Source organism: Streptomyces sp. NPDC031426 (genome assembly GCF_055581585.1).
Genome location: NZ_JBVIJE010000005.1, coordinates 363,094 through 379,903, shown reverse-complemented (window position 1 = coordinate 379,903; position 16,810 = coordinate 363,094). Strand labels below are relative to the sequence as shown.

The 16,810-nt window shown below is 70.0% G+C and carries 13 protein-coding genes and 2 pseudogenes; 4 read left to right on the top strand and 11 right to left on the bottom strand.

The window, feature by feature from the left end; genetic code table 11:
- Positions 1-70: 70 nt before the first annotated feature.
- The 3 genes from rpsD to ACZ5NH_RS12530 form a co-directional block, all read right to left on the bottom strand.
- Positions 71-685 carry a 30S ribosomal protein S4 gene (gene rpsD / locus ACZ5NH_RS12540; RefSeq protein ID WP_055705441.1) on the bottom strand — a complete coding sequence of 205 codons (615 nt, stop codon included), beginning with the start codon at positions 683-685 and terminating at the stop codon, positions 71-73.
- A gap of 316 nt (positions 686-1,001) precedes the next feature.
- A complete protein-coding gene (locus ACZ5NH_RS12535; protein ID WP_468774715.1) occupies positions 1,002-2,357 on the bottom strand; it encodes a replication-associated recombination protein A in 1,356 nt (451 codons plus the stop codon).
- A 46-nt stretch (positions 2,358-2,403) separates the two neighbouring features.
- Positions 2,404-3,060 (bottom strand): vitamin K epoxide reductase family protein, encoded by a 657-nt coding sequence (locus ACZ5NH_RS12530; protein ID WP_468774713.1) that lies wholly within the window; start codon positions 3,058-3,060, stop codon positions 2,404-2,406.
- A gap of 208 nt (positions 3,061-3,268) precedes the next feature.
- Between ACZ5NH_RS12530 and ACZ5NH_RS12525 the strand changes: the two are divergent.
- A pseudogene (locus ACZ5NH_RS12525) lies at positions 3,269-3,505 on the top strand (ATP-binding cassette domain-containing protein); the annotation flags it as partial.
- A 48-nt stretch (positions 3,506-3,553) separates the two neighbouring features.
- Positions 3,554-4,111, top strand: a pseudogene (locus ACZ5NH_RS12520) (response regulator); the annotation flags it as partial.
- Positions 4,112-4,154: 43 nt separating this feature from the next.
- On the opposite strand, the gene hisS reads toward ACZ5NH_RS12520, so the two are convergent.
- Together hisS and ACZ5NH_RS12510 are read right to left on the bottom strand one after the other, a co-directional pair.
- On the bottom strand, positions 4,155-5,417 hold the full coding sequence (gene hisS, locus ACZ5NH_RS12515; protein ID WP_388626175.1) for a histidine--tRNA ligase: 1,263 nt from the start codon (positions 5,415-5,417) through the stop codon (positions 4,155-4,157).
- A gap of 12 nt (positions 5,418-5,429) precedes the next feature.
- Complete coding sequence (locus ACZ5NH_RS12510) at positions 5,430-6,143, bottom strand: MBL fold metallo-hydrolase (protein WP_388626177.1); 714 nt, start codon at positions 6,141-6,143, stop codon at positions 5,430-5,432.
- Positions 6,144-6,313: 170 nt separating this feature from the next.
- Here ACZ5NH_RS12510 and ACZ5NH_RS12505 point away from each other — a divergent pair, with 170 nt between their 5' ends.
- Positions 6,314-7,141, top strand: coding sequence for a peptidylprolyl isomerase (locus ACZ5NH_RS12505; protein WP_388626179.1), 828 nt, complete (start codon positions 6,314-6,316; stop codon positions 7,139-7,141).
- 155 nt (positions 7,142-7,296) lie between these two features.
- Entirely contained in the window at positions 7,297-8,526 is a 1,230-nt protein-coding gene (locus ACZ5NH_RS12500; protein WP_468774710.1) for a DUF349 domain-containing protein, read from the top strand.
- 66 nt (positions 8,527-8,592) lie between these two features.
- Here the strand turns inward: ACZ5NH_RS12500 and ACZ5NH_RS12495 are convergent, their stop codons facing one another.
- The 6 genes from ACZ5NH_RS12495 to ruvB all read right to left on the bottom strand — a co-directional run bounded on the left by ACZ5NH_RS12495 (position 8,593) and on the right by ruvB (position 16,771).
- Positions 8,593-11,130 (bottom strand): RelA/SpoT family protein, encoded by a 2,538-nt coding sequence (locus tag ACZ5NH_RS12495; protein ID WP_468774708.1) that lies wholly within the window; start codon positions 11,128-11,130, stop codon positions 8,593-8,595.
- 297 nt (positions 11,131-11,427) lie between these two features.
- On the bottom strand, positions 11,428-11,967 hold the full coding sequence (locus tag ACZ5NH_RS12490) for an adenine phosphoribosyltransferase (RefSeq protein ID WP_450983164.1): 540 nt from the start codon (positions 11,965-11,967) through the stop codon (positions 11,428-11,430).
- Positions 11,964-13,067, bottom strand: a complete 1,104-nt coding sequence (gene secF / locus ACZ5NH_RS12485) for a protein translocase subunit SecF (RefSeq protein ID WP_468774705.1) — start codon at positions 13,065-13,067, stop codon at positions 11,964-11,966. Before secF ends, ACZ5NH_RS12490 begins: the two co-directional genes overlap by 4 nt.
- Positions 13,068-13,070: 3 nt before the next feature.
- Positions 13,071-14,858, bottom strand: a complete 1,788-nt coding sequence (gene secD, locus ACZ5NH_RS12480; protein WP_468774901.1) for a protein translocase subunit SecD — start codon at positions 14,856-14,858, stop codon at positions 13,071-13,073.
- Positions 14,859-14,995: 137 nt separating this feature from the next.
- Positions 14,996-15,499, bottom strand: a complete 504-nt coding sequence (gene yajC, locus ACZ5NH_RS12475) for a preprotein translocase subunit YajC (protein ID WP_450983161.1) — start codon at positions 15,497-15,499, stop codon at positions 14,996-14,998.
- Positions 15,500-15,688: 189 nt separating this feature from the next.
- A complete protein-coding gene (ruvB, locus tag ACZ5NH_RS12470) occupies positions 15,689-16,771 on the bottom strand; it encodes a Holliday junction branch migration DNA helicase RuvB (protein WP_468774703.1) in 1,083 nt (360 codons plus the stop codon).
- Between the last annotated feature and the right edge of the window lie 39 nt (positions 16,772-16,810).

Genomic DNA, 16,810 nt, shown 5'->3' with positions numbered 1-16,810 from the left:
CCGCCGCCTCGCCCGCCCGGCAGGACCGGGTGGGGAGACGGCGGGCTGAGGTGTTACGCCGTGGCTGGGGTCAGCGGGCGTAGTACTCGACGACGAGCTGCTCGTCGCAGATCACCGGGATCTCCTTGCGGTTCGGCTCGCGGTCCAGGCGGAACGCCAGGGCCTTGAGGTTCACCTGCAGGTAGCGCGGGGTCTCACCCTCGGGGGCGAAGCCACCCTCGCGGGCGATGGTGAAGAGCGTCTTGTCCTTGGACCGGTCGCGGACCTGCACGACGTCATCCGGACGGACACGGAAGGACGGCTTGTCGACCTTCTGGCCGTTGACCTGGATGTGGCCGTGGACGACCATCTGACGGGCCTGGTAGATGGTGCGGGCGATGCCCGAACGCAGGACCAGGGCGTCGAGACGGCGCTCGAGCTCCACGATCAGGGCCTCACCGGTCTTGCCCTGGACCTTGGACGCGCGCTCGTAGGCGCGGACCAGCTGGCGCTCGGAGATGTCGTACTGAGCGCGCAGACGCTGCTTCTCCAGCAGACGGACCTTGTAGTCCGAGTTCTGCTTGCGGCCGCGGCCGTGCTCACCCGGCGGGTAGGGGCGGGCCTCGAAGTACTTGACGGCCTTCGGAGTCAGCGCGATGCCGAGGGCACGCGACTTCTTGACCTTGGGGCGGGACTGGTTCGCCACTGTCTCAATCTCTTTCGTAGTTTTCGGCTCGTCAGCGTTAGGGAGGTCGCATCCGCAGCCGGGAAAACCCGCCGGGCCCCTGCGGGACCTGCCGGGCAGCCGCTTCCCTGGTCTGGGCACATACGTGCAGCACGCGAGTGGCCCACCGACCGTCCCGGGGCTCCGGGTGGTGGTGGGCTGCCCGCGACACCGTTCGACGGTGCGCGACGCTCCTGGAGTCCGTTTTCCCGAGGACTGGCCCCGGGGGCCGGACTCCGGCCGGGTGTCCCGCTCTGACTGCGCGGGACTCAGCACTTCGGGCAAGTCTACAGGGCGCTCACGACCGCCTGCGACCAAGGTGCTTGCGGGTCCACTCCACCGCGTCCGCGTACCGCGCCTCGGCGCCGTGCCGGCCCGGGGTGTAGTACTCGCGGTCCTTCAGGGCGTCCGGGGCGTACTGCTGCTGGGCGATGCCCTCGGGCAGGTCGTGCGGGTACACATAGCCCTGGGCGTGGCCCAGCTTGGCGGCGCCCTTGTAGTGCCCGTCGCGCAGATGCGGCGGGACCGGGCCGGCCTGGCCCTTGCGGACGTCCTCCATGGCGGCGCCGATGGCGGTGGTCGCCGAGTTGGACTTGGGGGCGAGCGCGAGGGCGATGGTGGCGTGGCTGAGGGTGAGGGCGGCCTCCGGGAAGCCGATCATCGCGACGGCCTGGGCCGCGGCGACCGCGATGGGCAGGGCGTTCGGGTCGGCCAGGCCGATGTCCTCGCTGGCGGAGATCATCAGGCGGCGGGCGATGAAGCGGGGGTCCTCGCCGGCCTCGATCATGCGGGCCAGGTAGTGCAGGGCGGCGTCGACGTCGGAGCCCCTGATCGACTTGATGAGGGCGCTGGCGACGTCGTAGTGCTGGTCGCCGTCGCGGTCGTACTTCACCGCCGCCCGGTCGACCGTCTGCTCCAGCGTCTCCAGGCTGATCTCGCTCTCGCCCTTGTCGAGGGCGGCTCCGGCGGCGGCCTCCAGGGCGGTCAGGGCCCGGCGGGCGTCGCCGCCGGCGATGCGCAGCAGGTGCTCCGCGGTGTCCTCGGGGAGGCCGACGGCGTCCTTCAGGCCGCGCTCGTCGGTCAGGGCGCGGCCCAGCAGGCCGCGGATGTCGTCGTCGGTGAGCGGTTCGAGCGTCAGCAGCAGGGAGCGGGAGAGCAGGGGTGAGATCACCGAGAAGTACGGGTTCTCGGTCGTGGCCGCGATCAGGGTCACCCAGCGGTTCTCGACCGCCGGGAGCAGGGAGTCCTGCTGGGCCTTGCTGAAGCGGTGGATCTCGTCCAGGAAGAGGACGGTCTCCTTGCCGAAGCCGCCGGTGGCGCGGCGGGCACCGTCGATGACCGCGCGGACCTCCTTGACCCCCGCGGTGATCGCGGACAGCTCCACGAACCGCTTGTTCGTCGCCTTGGAGACGACGTACGCCAGGGTGGTCTTGCCGGTGCCGGGCGGACCCCAGAGGATCACCGAGGACGGTCCGGCCGGGCCGCCGGAGCCCTCGCCGACCAGCCGGCGCAGCGGGGAGCCGGGCTTCAGCAGATGCTGCTGGCCCACGACCTCGTCGAGGCTGCGCGGGCGCATCCGCACGGCCAGGGGGCTGGCTGCCGGGTCCTTCTCCTGGCGTTCTTCTGCTGCGGCGGTGAAGAGGTCGGGTTCCACGCTGAAACCCTAAGACACGCCACTGACAACGCGGCCGGGCCGGGGGTCAGGCCCAGAGCTGGCTGCCCCAGCGGGTCAGGATCAGCATGGCGATGATGCCGCAGTGCGTGACCGGCACCACCCAGGTGAACTCGCCGAAGAAGGACTTCAGCCGGCGCGGGGCGCGCAGGAAGTCGTTGCGGACGTTGAACGAGGTCACGTACCAGAACATGGTGATCGTGGCGACCCAGGCCAGCGAGCACCACAGGCACAGCGCGTTGATCCGGTACAGGGACTCGAACTGCAGCCAGGTGACGAAGCCGACGCCGAAGAGCGTGCCGAAGTTGAAGGTCAGCCAGTACCAGCGCGGGAAGCGGGCGCGGGCCAGCAGGCTCATGCCGACGCAGATCACGATGCCGTAGCAGACCAGGCCGAGCATGGGGTTCGGAAAGCCGAAGACCGACGCCTGCTTGCTCTCCATGACGCTGCCGCAGGAGACGACCGGGTTCACGCTGCAGCCGGGCGTGAAGGTCTTGCCCGCGACCTTGGCCTCGAGGATCTTGAACTTGTCGATCGTGATGACCCAGGCGGCCAGCAGTCCGGCCGCGCCGGTGATCACCAGCAGGAGGGCGAAGGCACGGCTGCCGCCCACCGCGCGCGGGGCATCGGTGGCCCGCTCGGGACCCGACTCCGTGGAGACGTCGTTGACTGTCGTCTTGCTCATCCGCCGATTCCGTCACTTGAGAGTTGGACCATCTTCGGGCACGGCTCATTGTGCCGCACGCACGTGTGTGTCCACCGTTCAATGGACATAAGGAGGTACGCACGGTGGTCACGGAGCGTTCGGTTCCGGCCGATGCTCGGGGACATGACAGCACACGCGAACGAACTCGCGGTGGACGTCCGGGGGCTGCGCAAGGCGCTACGGGGACGTGACCACGGTGGACGGGCTCGATCTCGGCATCCGGCGCGGTGAGGTGTTCGGCCTGCTCGGGCCCAACGGCGCCGGCAAGAGCACCACGGTGGAGATCCTCCAGGGCAACCGGGACCGGGACGGGGGCGAGGTGTCCGTCCTCGGCGCGGACCCGGCGACGGGCACGCGCGCGTGGAGGTCCCGAGTGGGGATCGTCTGGCAGGACGAATCGGCACCGGCGGAGTTGACGGTCCGCGAGACGGTACGGCACTTCGCCCGCTACTACCCGCGTCCGCGCCACCCGGAGGAGGACCTGGAGGTGGTCGGCGACGCGGTCAGCGGGCCGCAGGCCGAGGCGCTGGCGGCCGAACTGCGCCCGGACATCGTGCTGATGGACCTGCGCATGCCGGGCGGCGGCGGTGTGGACTCGATCGTGCGGATGACGGCGGCAGGTCTGCCGTGCCGGGTGATCGTGCTGACGACGTACGAGACGGACCGGGACATCCTGCGGGCCGTGGAGGCGGGCGCCGCGGGCTATCTGGTCAAGGACCTGCCCCGGCGGGAACTGGCGGACGCGGTGCGGGCCGCAGCGCGGGGCGAGACCGTACTGGCTCCATCGGTGGCGGCCCGCCTGGTCGACCAGCTGCGCACCAAGCCGGAACGCCCCCGGCTGTCCGAGCGCGAGACGGCGGTCCTCCGCCTGGTGGCCGACGGCTGCACCAACACCGAGATCGGACGCCGGCTGTTCATCGGCGAGTCGACCGTGAAGACCCATCTGCTGCGTGTCTTCGGCAAGCTGGGAGTCGACGATCGGACGGCAGCGGTCACCAGCGCGATGCGGTACGGGTTGCTGGAACAGTGAGAGGGCGCCGGGAATGCCCGGCGCCCTCTTGTCGTCGCTGAACTCAGCCGAGCCGGGACTCCAGCTCCGCCACGATCTCGTTCACGCCGATCGGCGTCTGCTCGCCGGACTCCATGTCCTTGAGCTGGACGACGCCTTCGGCGAGGTCGCGTTCGCCGGCGACGATCGCGTAGCGCGCCCCGCTGCGGTTGGCGTTCTTCATGGCGCCCTTCAGGCCCTTGCCGCCGTAACTGAAGTCCGCCGAGATGCCGACCTTGCGCAGCTCGGTGATCTTCGCGAACAGCACTCGGCGGGCCTCCTCGCCGAGCGGGACGGCGTACACCGACGTCGTCGACGGGAGGGCCAGCTCCACGCCCTCCGCCTCCAGGGCGAGCACCGTGCGGTCGACGCCGAGGGCCCAGCCGACGGACGGCAGCGCGGGGCCGCCGATCATCTCGGACAGTCCGTCGTAGCGGCCGCCGCCGCCCACCGCGGACTGCGAGCCCAGGCCGTCGTGGACGAACTCGAAGGTGGTGCGGGTGTAGTAGTCCAGGCCGCGCACCAGCTTCGGGTCGTTCTCGAACGACACCCCCGCCGCCGTGATCAGCTCGCGGACCTCCTCGTGGTACGCCTTGCAGGCGTCGCACAGGTAGTCGCGCAGCAGCGGGGCGCCGGTCAGCTGCTTCTGCACCGACTCGCGCTTGTCGTCGAGGACCCGCAGCGGGTTGATGTCGACGCGCCGGCGGGTGTCCTCGTCCAGGTCGAGGCCGCGCAGGAACTCCTGCAGCGCGGCCCGGTACACCGGACGGCACTCCTTGTCGCCCAGACTGTTCAGCAGGATCCGGAAGTCGCGCAGGCCCAGCGAGCGGTACGCCTGGTCGGCCAGGATGATCAGTTCGGCGTCCAGCGCCGGGTCCTCCGCGCCGATCGCCTCGGCGCCGACCTGGGAGAAGTGCCGGTAGCGGCCCTTCTGCGGGCGCTCGTAGCGGTACTGCGAGCCCGAGTACCAGACCTTCACCGGGAGGTTGCCCGTCTTGTGCAGGTTGGCCTCCAGGACCGCGCGCAGCACGGGGGCGGTCGTCTCCGGGCGCAGGGCCAGCCTGTCACCGCCCTTGGTCTCGAAGACGTACATCTCCTTCGTCACGATGTCGGTGGACTCGCCGACGCCGCGCGCGAACAGCTCCACGTTCTCGAAACCGGGCGTCTCGATGTAGCCGTAGCCGGAGTTCCTGAGCGGCGCGGCGATCGCCTCGCGGACGGCCAGGAACTCGGCGCTCTCCGGCGGCAGCAGGTCGTAGGTGCCCTTGGGGGCCTTGAAAGTGCTCACGGAAGTCTCTCGTCACATTCCTCGTCGGGGAGCGTCGTCGGTCCGCGCTCCCTGGCCGGCCGCCACCTGCCGCAGATAGGGGTTGGTGGCGCGCTCCTGGCCGATGGTCGTCTGGGGGCCGTGACCGGACAGCACCACGGTGGAGTCGTCGAGCGGCAGGCACACGCGGGCCAGCGACTCGAGCATCTCCGCCATGGATCCGCCCGGCAGGTCGGTGCGTCCGATGGAGCCGGCGAACAGCAGATCCCCGGAGAAGAACACCGACGGGATGTCGGAGGTCTCGGGCATCCGGAAGGTCACCGACCCCTTGGTATGGCCCGGCGCGTGCGCGACGGAGAACTCCAGACCGGCCAGTTCGAGGGTGGTGCCGTTCGTCAGCTCGCGGACGTCGTCCGGCTCCCCCACGGTCAGCTCGCCCATCAGGGGCATGCCGATGGACCGGCCGAGTGACTTCTCGGGGTCGCTCATCATGTACCGGTCCTCGGGGTGGATCCACGCCGGCACGTCGTGCGCGCCGCAGACCGGGACGACCGAGGCCACGTGATCGATGTGCCCGTGGGTGAGGACGACGGCGACGGGCTTGAGCCGATGCTTCTTCAGTGCTTCCTCGACGCCTTCGGCGGCCTGGTGGCCGGGGTCGATGATCACGCACTCCTCACCGGCGGCGGGGGCGACGAGATAACAGTTCGTCCCCCAGGCCCCGGCGGGGAACCCGGCAATGAGCACGATCGTCCTTCGTTGTGTCGACACGGATGGCCACAAGCTGTGGTCCAGAGCCTACCGGCGCTGCCGTTTCCTCAGCGAACCCATATACGGTACGGGGCTACACGCACCAGTCGGCTCACGAGCACGCACGCGTACCGGTCGACACACGACACGTATGAGGAGAGAACCCGGTGGTCAGCCAGGAGCAGCGGCGGCGTCAGCTCGCCCGGGAGAAGTTCTTGCGGCAGCAGCAGCGGCGCACCCAGGCGCGCCGCAAGTCCCGCACGCGCAACTCCGTGATCGCGTCGGTACTGGGCGTGGTCGTCATCGGCGGTGTCGCGTTGTACTCGACCGGGGCGCTGAAGGGCGACGACAAGAAGACCAATGCCGCCGCCGACGTCACGCCCAGCGCCACGCCGAGCAAGGCCCCGGACCCGTGCGCGAAGCCGGCGGCCGGCTCGGCGAAGAAGCTGAGCTGGAAGAAGGAGCCGGCGATGGCGATCGACACGTCGGCGAAGTACACGATGAAGCTCGCCACGACGTGCGGTGACATCGACATCGCGCTGAAGACGGCCGCCGCCCCGCACACGGTCAACTCGTTCGACTTCCTGGCGGGCAAAGGCTACTTCGATCACACCAAGTGCCACCGCCTGGTCACGTCCGGCATCTACGTGCTCCAGTGCGGCGACCCGCAGGGCACCGGCATGGGCGGGCCGGGCTACACGCTTCCGGACGAGAACCTCAAGGACACGAGCCTGAAGGGCAACACGTACCCGGCGGGCACGGTGGCGATGGCCAACACCGGTCAGAAGCACACCGGCGGCAGCCAGTTCTTCCTGGTCTACAAGGACAGCCCGTTGCCGCCCAGCTACACGCCGTTCGGCACGGTCTCGGACGCGGGCATGAAGGTGCTGCAGAAGATCGCCGCCGCGGGTGCCCAGGCAGCCGATCCGACCTCGGGCAACACCGCGCCCAACGCGACCGTGGTGATCAACAAGGCGACGGTGACGAAGTCCTGACGCCGTCCTGGAACTCAAGACGGCCAGCTGCGGAATTTCGGTCGCGCTGGATGCGGACAGGCAACCCGCTGGTCGCCTATGTTGGCCGTGACGAAACTGTGGACGATGCCCGGGGGTGCTGAGACCCACCGCAGGCATCATGTGGAGGAGGCGCTGTGAGCAGCGACCCGTGGGGCCGCGTCGACGAGACGGGGACCGTGTACGTGCGTACGGCCGACGGCGAGAAGGTCGTCGGCTCCTGGGCGGCCGGCTCCCCTGAGGAGGCGCTGGCCTACTTCGAGCGCAAGTACGAGGGCCTGGTTGTCGAGATCGGCCTCCTCGAGAAGCGAGTGCGGACCACCGACCTGTCGGCGAAGGACGCCATGGCCGCGATCGACCACCTGCGGGAGCAGGTGGAGGCGCACCACGCGGTCGGCGACCTGGACGCGCTGCGAGGGCGGCTGGACAAGCTGGTGGAGACCGTCGAGGCCCGCCGCGAGGAGCGCAAGCAGCAGCGGGCCAAGCAGTCGGACGAGGCGCGCAAGGCCAAGGAGGACCTGGTCACCGAGGCGGAGCAGCTGGCGCAGTCCGATCAGTGGCGGGCGGCCGGTGAGCGGCTGCGGGCGCTGGTGGACACCTGGAAGGGTCTGCCGCGTCTGGACCGCAAGTCCGACGACGAGCTGTGGCACCGCTTCTCGCACGCCCGGTCGGCGTTCTCCAAGCGGCGCAAGGCGCACTTCGCGCAGCTGGACGCGCAGCGCGAGGAGGCCCGCCGGACCAAGGAGCGGCTGGTGGCCGAGGCCGAGGCGCTGTCGGGTTCGACGGACTGGGGTCCGACGGCGGCGCGTTACCGCGAGCTGATGGCGGAGTGGAAGGCCGCGGGCCGCGCCCAGCGCGAGCACGAGGACGACCTGTGGAACCGCTTCCGCGGCGCCCAGGACGTGTTCTTCGCCGCCCGTAGCTCGGTGTTCGCCGAGCGGGACGCGGAACAGGCGGAGAACCTGAAGCTGAAGGAGGAGCTGGCCGAGGAGGCCGAGAAGATCCTCCCGGTCACGGACCTCAAGGCCGCGCGGGCCGCCTTCCGCTCGATCAACGAGCGCTGGGAGGCCATCGGCCATGTCCCGCGGGACGCCCGGCCGAAGGTCGAGGGCCGGATGCACGCGGTCGAGCGGGCGATCCAGGACGCCGAGGAGGCCGAGTGGCGCCGGACGAACCCGGAGGCACGCGCGCGTGCCGAGGGTCTGACCGGTCAGCTGCAGGCCGCCGTCGACAAGCTGCGGGCGCAGATCGACCAGGCCCGCGCCCAGGGCAACAACTCCAAGGCCGACAAGCTGGAGCGCGAGCTGGAGGGCCGCCAGGCGCTCCTGGACCAGGCTCTGAAGGGCCTGCAGGAGTTCGGCGGCTGAAACCCCCCGCGGTGCACATGCGAAAGGCCCCGTACGGCGCGCGTACGGGGCCTTTCGCTTGCGTGCTCACGACCGGGAGCGTCCCGAGGTCACGCGGTACACGTCGTACACGCCCTCCACGCCCCGTACGGCCTTCAGGACGTGGCCGAGGTGCTTGGGGTCGCCCATCTCGAAGGTGAACCGGGAGGTGGCCACCCGGTCGCGCGAGGTCTGGACGGCCGCGGAGAGGATGTTGACGTGCTGGTCGGACAGGACTCGGGTGACGTCCGACAGCAGCCGGGAGCGGTCCAGTGCCTCGACCTGGATGGCGACCAGGAAGACCGAGGACTGGGTCGGCGCCCACTCGACGTCGAGGATGCGCTCGGGCTCACGGGACAGCGAGTCGACGTTGACGCAGTCGCTGCGGTGAACGGACACGCCGCTGCCCCGCGTGACGAACCCGATGATCGGGTCGCCCGGCACCGGCGTGCAGCAGCGGGCCAGTTTGACCCACACATCGTCGACGCCCTTCACGACGACGCCCGGGTCGGCGCTGGAGCGGCGCTTGCGGCCACGGGTACGGGACGGCGGGACCGCCTCGTCGATCTCCTCGGTGGCGGCCTCCTCGCCGCCGAGGGCCTGCACGAGCTTCTGCACGATGTGCTGCGCGGAGACATGGCCCTCGCCGATCGCCGCGTACAGCGCGGAGATGTCCGAGTAGCGCATCTCGTGCGCGAGGGTCACGAGGGAGTCGCCGGTGAGGATGCGCTGGATCGGCAGGTTCTGCTTGCGCATCGCCCGTACGATCGCGTCCTTGCCCTGCTCGATCGCCTCGTCCCGGCGCTCCTTGGAGAACCAGGCCCGGATCTTGTTGCGCGCCCGGGGCGACTTGACGAAGCCGAGCCAGTCGCGGGACGGTCCGGCGCCGGGCGCCTTGGAGGTGAAGACCTCCACCAAGTCGCCGTTGTCCAGGGTGGATTCGAGCGGTACGAGCCTGCCGTTGACCCGCGCGCCTATGGTGCGGTGGCCGACCTCGGTGTGGACGGCGTACGCGAAGTCGACGGGCGTGGCCCCCGCGGGCAGCGCGATGACATCGCCCTTGGGGGTGAAGACGAAGACCTCGTTGCGGGACAGGTCGAAGCGCAGGGACTCCAGGAACTCGCCCGGGTCCTCGGTCTCCTTCTGCCAGTCCAGCAACTGCCGCAGCCACGCCATGTCGTTGATGGCGTCCTTGTCCTTCGCGGACGTCCTGGGCGCGTCCGTACGGACCTTGGAGGCGCCGGCGACGGCCTCCTGCTTGTACTTCCAGTGCGCGGCGATGCCGTACTCGGCGCGGCGGTGCATGTCGAAGGTGCGGATCTGCAGTTCGACCGGCTTGCCGTTGGGCCCGATGACCGTCGTGTGCAGCGACTGGTACATGTTGAACTTGGGCATCGCGATGTAGTCCTTGAACCGGCCGGGGACCGGGTTCCATCGCGCGTGCACGGTGCCGAGGGCGGCGTAACAGTCGCGGACCGTGTCGACGAGGACACGAATGCCCACCAGGTCGTAGATCTCGGCGAAGTCGCGGCCTCGCACGATCATCTTCTGGTAGACGCTGTAGTAGTGCTTCGGGCGTCCGGTGACGGTCGCCTTGATGCGGGCGGCCCTCAGGTCGGCCTGGACCTCGTCGGTCACTATGGCCAGGTACTCGTCACGCTTCGGCGCCCTTTCGGCCACCAGCCGTACGATCTCGTCGTACATCTTGGGGTAGAGGATCGCGAAGGCGAGGTCCTCCAGCTCCCACTTGATGGTGTTCATGCCGAGGCGGTGGGCGAGCGGCGCGTAGATCTCGAGGGTCTCGCGCGCCTTCTTCTCCTGCTTCTCGCGCTTGAGGTAGCGCATGGTGCGCATGTTGTGCAGGCGGTCGGCGAGCTTGATCACCAGGACGCGCGGGTCCTTGGCCATCGCGACGACCATCTTGCGCACGGTCTCGGCCTGGGCGGCCTCGCCGAACTTGACCTTGTCGAGCTTGGTGACGCCGTCGACGAGCAGGGCGACGGTGTCGCCGAAGTCGCGGCGCAACTGGTCGAGGCCGTACTCGGTGTCCTCGACAGTGTCGTGCAGCAGCCCCGCCATGAGCGTGGCGGGGTCCATGCCCAGCTCGGCGAGGATGGTGGTCACGGCGAGCGGGTGCGTGATGTACGGGTCGCCGCTCTTGCGCTTCTGTCCGCGGTGCCAGCGCTCGGCGACCTGGTAGGCGCGCTCGATCTGGCGCAGCGTCGAGTTCTCGATCTTCGGGTCGTTGCTGCGCACTATCCGCAGCAGCGGCTCCAGGACCGGGTTGTAGGGGTTCGCGCGCTGCACGCCGAGGCGGGCCAGGCGGGCGCGGACGCGGTTGGAGGAGCCGGTGCGGCCGGGCTGGACGACGGGCGGGCGCACCACGGGCGGCTGGGCCGGGCGCTCGGCGGGTGCGGGCTTGGGACGCGAGGCCTCGGCAGCCTTCTCGACGGGCGCGGACTGGGCGTGCTCGATCGGCCCGCGGGTGTCGTTCTTCGCGTTGGACACGTGCGACGCGGGTTTCGCCGCGGCGGCCGAGGCGGACTCGGGCTTTGCGGCGGTCAGGTGCTGGGCCTCGTCTGGCAAGAGGGCTCCTCGTGCGCGATCCGGGTCCCCCGGTCAGGCTCCGGAGACCCCATGGTAGCGATCCTGCGGCTGGTCATCGCCTTCAGCCGGAAGTGAGGACCGTCCACCTGTGCAACGCGGGGAGCCTCCGCCGGATTCCGGGAGGTGGATTCCGGGTGATTCGGGGTCGTGCGGGAGGTGTCCCGGGGGTGGCCTCGACCGTGGGTGGTACCTGCACGCGCGTGCGGCTCGGGTGGTGCGGGCGGGAAGCACGAAGCGGCCTTCGGCGATGCCGAGGCCGCTTGTGCAGCGATCCGCTCAGACCTGAAGCAGCGCCTCCAGCGGCGCCCCGTCCAGCGCCGGTTCCAGCCGGACCCGGCCGCCCAGGAAGCCCAGCTCCATCAGCACCGCGAGGCCGGAGACATCCGCCCCGGCGCGCTGGATCAGCTGGATCGCGGCCTCGGCCGTACCTCCCGTGGCGAGGACGTCGTCCACGATCAGCACCCGGTCACCGGATGCCAGGTCCTCCGCGTGCACCTCGATCTCGGCCGAGCCGTACTCCAGGTCGTACGCCTGGCGCAGCGTCGCTCCGGGCAGCTTGCCCGCCTTGCGGACGGGGATGAAGCCGAGGCCCGCGCGGACGGCGACCGGGGCTCCCAGGATGAAGCCCCGGGCCTCCAGGCCGACGACCTTGGTCGCGCCGGTGTTCGTGGCGATCTCGGCCAGTGTGTCCGTGAGCGCCGTGAACGCGGCCGGGTCCGCCAGGAGCGGGGTGATGTCCTTGAACATCACGCCCGGCTCGGGGTAGTCGGCGACGTCACGGATCCGGCTGAGCAGCAGCTCCTCGATGTCGGTCATCGGCGCTTCCCGGAGGGGCGGCCACGGCCCCGGCTGCGGGACGCGGGCTGGTTGCGCGGGCCCACGACGGCGGGGGCCGCATCGTCGTCATCGGCGGCGGCACGCTCCGCGACGAGGCCCTCCTCGGCCGCGGCCTGGGCACGCTTGGCCATGACCCGCTTGGTGAGGGCCTTCATCGCCGGCTCGCGCTCCTTGAGGTCGGCGACGAGCGGCGTGGCGATGAAGATCGACGAGTAGGCGCCGGCCGCGAGGCCGACGAACAGCGACAGCGAGATGTCGTTCAGCGTGCCGGCTCCGAGGAATCCACCGCCGATGAACAGCAGGCCCGCCACCGGCAGCAGGGCGACGACCGTGGTGTTGATCGAACGGACCAGGGTGCCGTTGATCGACTGGTTGGCGATGTCGCTGAAGGTGAACCGGGTCTGCTTGGTGATGTCCCGCGTCTGCTCCTTGAGGCTGTCGAAGACGACGACCGTGTCGTAGAGCGAGTAACCGAGGATCGTCAGCAGACCGATCACCGTACCGGGCGTGACCTCGAAACCGACGAGGGCGTAGATACCGGTCGTGATCGTGATGTCGTGGATCAGCGCGACCAGGGCCGCGATGGCCATGCGCCATTCGAAGGCGATGGCCAGGTAGATCACGACGAGCACCATGAAGATCGCCAGGCCCTCCCAGGCCTTGTTGGCGATCTGCTGGCCCCAGCTCGGGCCGACCAGATCGGCGGCGAGCTTCTCGGGGTTGAGGTTGAGGTCCTTGGCCAGCTCCTGCTTGATCTTGTCGGACTGGCCGGTGTCGATGCCGGCGATCTGGATGCGCAGGCTGCCGTTGCCGAGCTTCTGCACGATCGCCTCATGGCCGGAGGCGTCCTTGGCGTAGGTCTCCGCCTGGGTCACCGAGGTGCTCATGTGGGTCGGCGTGGTGAAGACCGCGCCGCCCTTGAACTCGATGCCCATGTTCAGCCCGCGCACCGCCAGGCCGAGGATGGCCGTGATGGTGATCAGGATGGAGACGCCGTACCAGATCTTGCGCTTGCCGACGAAGTCGTACGAGATCTCGCCGCGGTGCAGTCGAGCGCCGAGGTTGCCGAGTTTCGACATTGCTCAGGCCTCCTTCGGGTCGACAGAGCCGGCGGCGGGGCCGGCGGGACGGCGGGTGCGGCGCAGCGGCGGCTTGGCACCCAGGCTCTTCGGGTCGAGGCCGGACCACTTGTGTCCGCCGGCGAAGAACTTGCGGCGGGCGAGGAGGGTCATCAGCGGCTTGGTGAACAGGAAGACGACGACGACGTCGAGCACGGTGGTCAGGCCGAGGGTGAAGGCGAAGCCCTGGACCTTGCCGACGGTCACGATGAACAGGACGGCGGCGGCGAGGAACGACACGAAGTCGGAGACCATGACGGTGCGCCGGGCGCGCGGCCAGGCCCGCTCGACGGCGGGGCGCAGCGAGCGGCCCTCGCGGATCTCGTCCCGGATGCGTTCGAAGTACACGATGAACGAGTCCGCGGTGATACCGATGGCGACGATGGCACCGCAGACGGCCGGCAGGTTCAGCGCGAAGCCGATGGCCGGGCCGAGCAGCGACATGATCACGTAGGTGAGGATCGCGGAGACCACGAGGGAGGCCATGGCGACGACCGACAGGCCGCGGTAGTAGATCACCAGGTAGATCACGACCAGGGCGAGGCCGATCGCGCCGGCGAGCAGACCGGCGTGCAGCTGCTCACCGCCGAGCGCGGCGGTCACGGTGGTGACGGACTGCTCCTGGAAGGACAACGGCAGGGCGCCGTACGACAGCATGTTGGCGAGGCTCTGGGCGTCCTGCTGGGTGAAGCTGCCGGAGATCTCCGCCTGGCCGCCGGTGATGGCCTGGCTGACGTACGGGCTGGAGACGACCTCGCCGTCGAGGACGATGCCGAACTCGTTCTGCGGGGACTGGTTCTTCGCCAGCCGGCCCGTGATGTCGGCGAACTTCTTGGAGCCGCTGGAGCTGAAGGTCATCTGGACCTGCCAGCCGGAGGCGCCCTGGGTGTCGAAGATGGCCTGCGCCTTCTTCACCTCGGTGCCGTCGACGGCGGCCGGGCCGAGCACGTACTTGTACCAGACCTTCCGGATCTGGCCGCAGGCCACCGTGGGCTCACCGGGCTTGGCGGCGCCGCCCACCTTGGCCCGCTCGGCGGGCTTGGTGCAGTCCAGGGCGGCGTACTGGGCCTGGAGCTTGGCGGCGGTGGTGCCGGCGCTGGAGGAGGCCGAGGGGGTGGTCGACGGCGTGGAGCTGCCGGAGGCGGACGGGCTCGGCGTGGGGGTGGAGCCGGCCTTCAGCGCGTCGGTGACGGCACGGCCCTGGGAGGTCGCCGAGGCCTTGGGGGACGCGGTGGAGGACGAGGACGCCTTCTCCTTGGAGGAGGAGCTCGCGGAGGGGCTCGTGCTCGGCTTCGGCGAGGAGCTGCCGCTGGGGGAGGCGCTCGGCGAGGGGCGCTGCGTGGCGCCGCCGCTGGGCTCGCTGGCCAGGACCGGGCGGAAGTACAGCTTGGCGGTGGTACCGACCTGCTGCTGGGCCTCCTTGGAGTTGGTGCCCTTGGGGATGTTGACGATGATGTTGTCGGTCCCCTGGGTCTGCACCTCCGCCTCGGAGACGCCGAGGCCGTTGACACGGCGGTTCATGATGTCGACCGCGGTGTCCATGTTGGCCTTGTTGACGGCGGACCCCTGGTCCGCCTTCGCCTTGAGCGTGATGCTCGTACCACCGGCGAGGTCGATACCGAGACGCGGAGTCTTGTTCCCGGAGAGGAACATGCCTCCGGTGAGCGCCACGATGGCGATCAGGATGAGGGCCAGCGAGCGTCCCGGCTTGCTCTGGGCGCTCGCGCTCCGGCCCCTCTTAGGTGCTGCCACCTTCTCGTACTCCCTCTCGGGCCGTCCCGCGCGGTCGGCGCGGTCGGCCATGACATGGTGTCGGGCTGTTCCGGGAAACAGACGCCCGGTGGTGCGCGGGGCGCGATTATGCCGCGCGGCGCACCACCGGGGCGTGACTACTTCGCGTCGGAGTCGCCGTCGGTCTTCTTCGGCTCGTCGTCCGCCTTGGTCTCGGCGGCCTCGGCCGTGTCGGTGCCGTCCTCATCGGCGTCCTTCTTACCGAGGTCGACGGCCTTGTCGTCGGAGGCGGCGGCAGCGGGCGAGTCGGACTCGTCGGTCTCGGTGAGGGAGGAGGCGTCGTCCGGGACGATGTCGGCGTCGGACTTCAGGTCGTGCTCGATGCCGTGGACGATGCGGTTGTACTCGTCGTCCGTGAGGACGGCGCCGATCGCGTTCTTGGCGAAGAGGAGCTCGACGCCGGGGCCGGCGTCGAGGAGGACGGTGTCCTCGTTGACCTCCTTGACCGTCGCGTACATTCCCCCGATCGTGCGGACACCGGAGCCGGGCTGCATCTCGTTCCGCATATTGGCGGCCTGCTGCTGCTTCTTCTTGGCCGAGCGCGTCATCAGGAACATGGCCGCGATGAGCACGATGAAGGGGAGAAGGGTAAAGGCATTCACGGGACGGGGTTTCCTTCGCGCGACCGCGACGGAGAGCGGCCTGTTGATGGGGGTGTGGGTCGGCGCCGCCCACAAGGGCGGCATCGGCGGAGTCTAAGCGAGTCCGTGTGCATGGAACAACGCTCAGCATGGCACCTGAGTTCCTGACCGGGCCAATGTCCTCGCCGCCACCGAGACATCATCGCGCCGTCAGGACCCGAACAAGTCCTGTTGTCCGTTTCCCCCGGTCGGCCCCCCGCTCGCCGAGTGGGGCGGGGTCTGGCCGAGGTGTGCCCAGGCCGCCGGGGTGGCGACCCGGCCGCGCGGGGTGCGGGCGAGCAGTCCCTCCCGCACGAGGAACGGTTCGGCGACCTCCTCGACGGTTTCCCGCTCCTCCCCCACCGCGACGGCGAGCGTGGACAGGCCGACGGGGCCGCCGGCGAAGAGCTTCAGCAGGGCCTCCAGGACGGCGCGGTCGAGGCGGTCGAGGCCGCGCGCGTCGACCTCGTAGACGGCGAGGGCGGCGGCGGCGATCTCGCGGGTGATCACACCGTCCGCCTTGACCTGCGCATAGTCGCGGACGCGGCGCAGCAGGCGGTTGGCGATACGGGGCGTGCCGCGGGAGCGGCCGGCGATCTCCGCGGCGCCGTCCGGCACGATCTCCACGTCCAGCAGGCTCGCCGAGCGGTGCACGACCCGCTCCAGTTCGCGCGGCTCGTAGAACTCCATGTGCGCGGTGAAGCCGAAACGGTCGCGCAGCGGCGGCGGCAGCAGGCCCGCGCGGGTGGTGGCGCCGACCAGGGTGAACGGCGGCAGCTCCAGCGGGATGGCGGTGGCGCCGGGGCCCTTGCCGACGATGACGTCGACGCGGAAGTCCTCCATCGCCATGTACAGCATCTCCTCGGCGGGCCGGGACATGCGGTGGATCTCGTCCAGGAAGAGGACCTCGCCCTCCTGGAGGGAGGAGAGGATCGCGGCGAGGTCGCCGGCGTGCTGGATGGCGGGGCCGGAGGTGATCCGGATCGGGGCGCCCATCTCGGCGGCGATGATCATCGACAGGGTGGTCTTGCCGAGGCCGGGCGCGCCCGACAGCAGCACATGGTCGGCGGTGGCGCCACGCGCGCGTGCGGCCCGCAGGACGAGGTCGAGCTGTTCGCGGACCTTCTCCTGGCCGATGAACTCGCCGAGGTCCTTGGGGCGCAGGGCGGCCTCGACGGCCTGGTCCTCCCGGTCGGCGGACGCAGCGACGAGCCGCTCGGGGGCGGGGGTGTCGGTCGTGTCGTCCCAGTTCATGTGGTGTGCCTCGATCGTCGTGGGTCAGCGGGCGCGGTG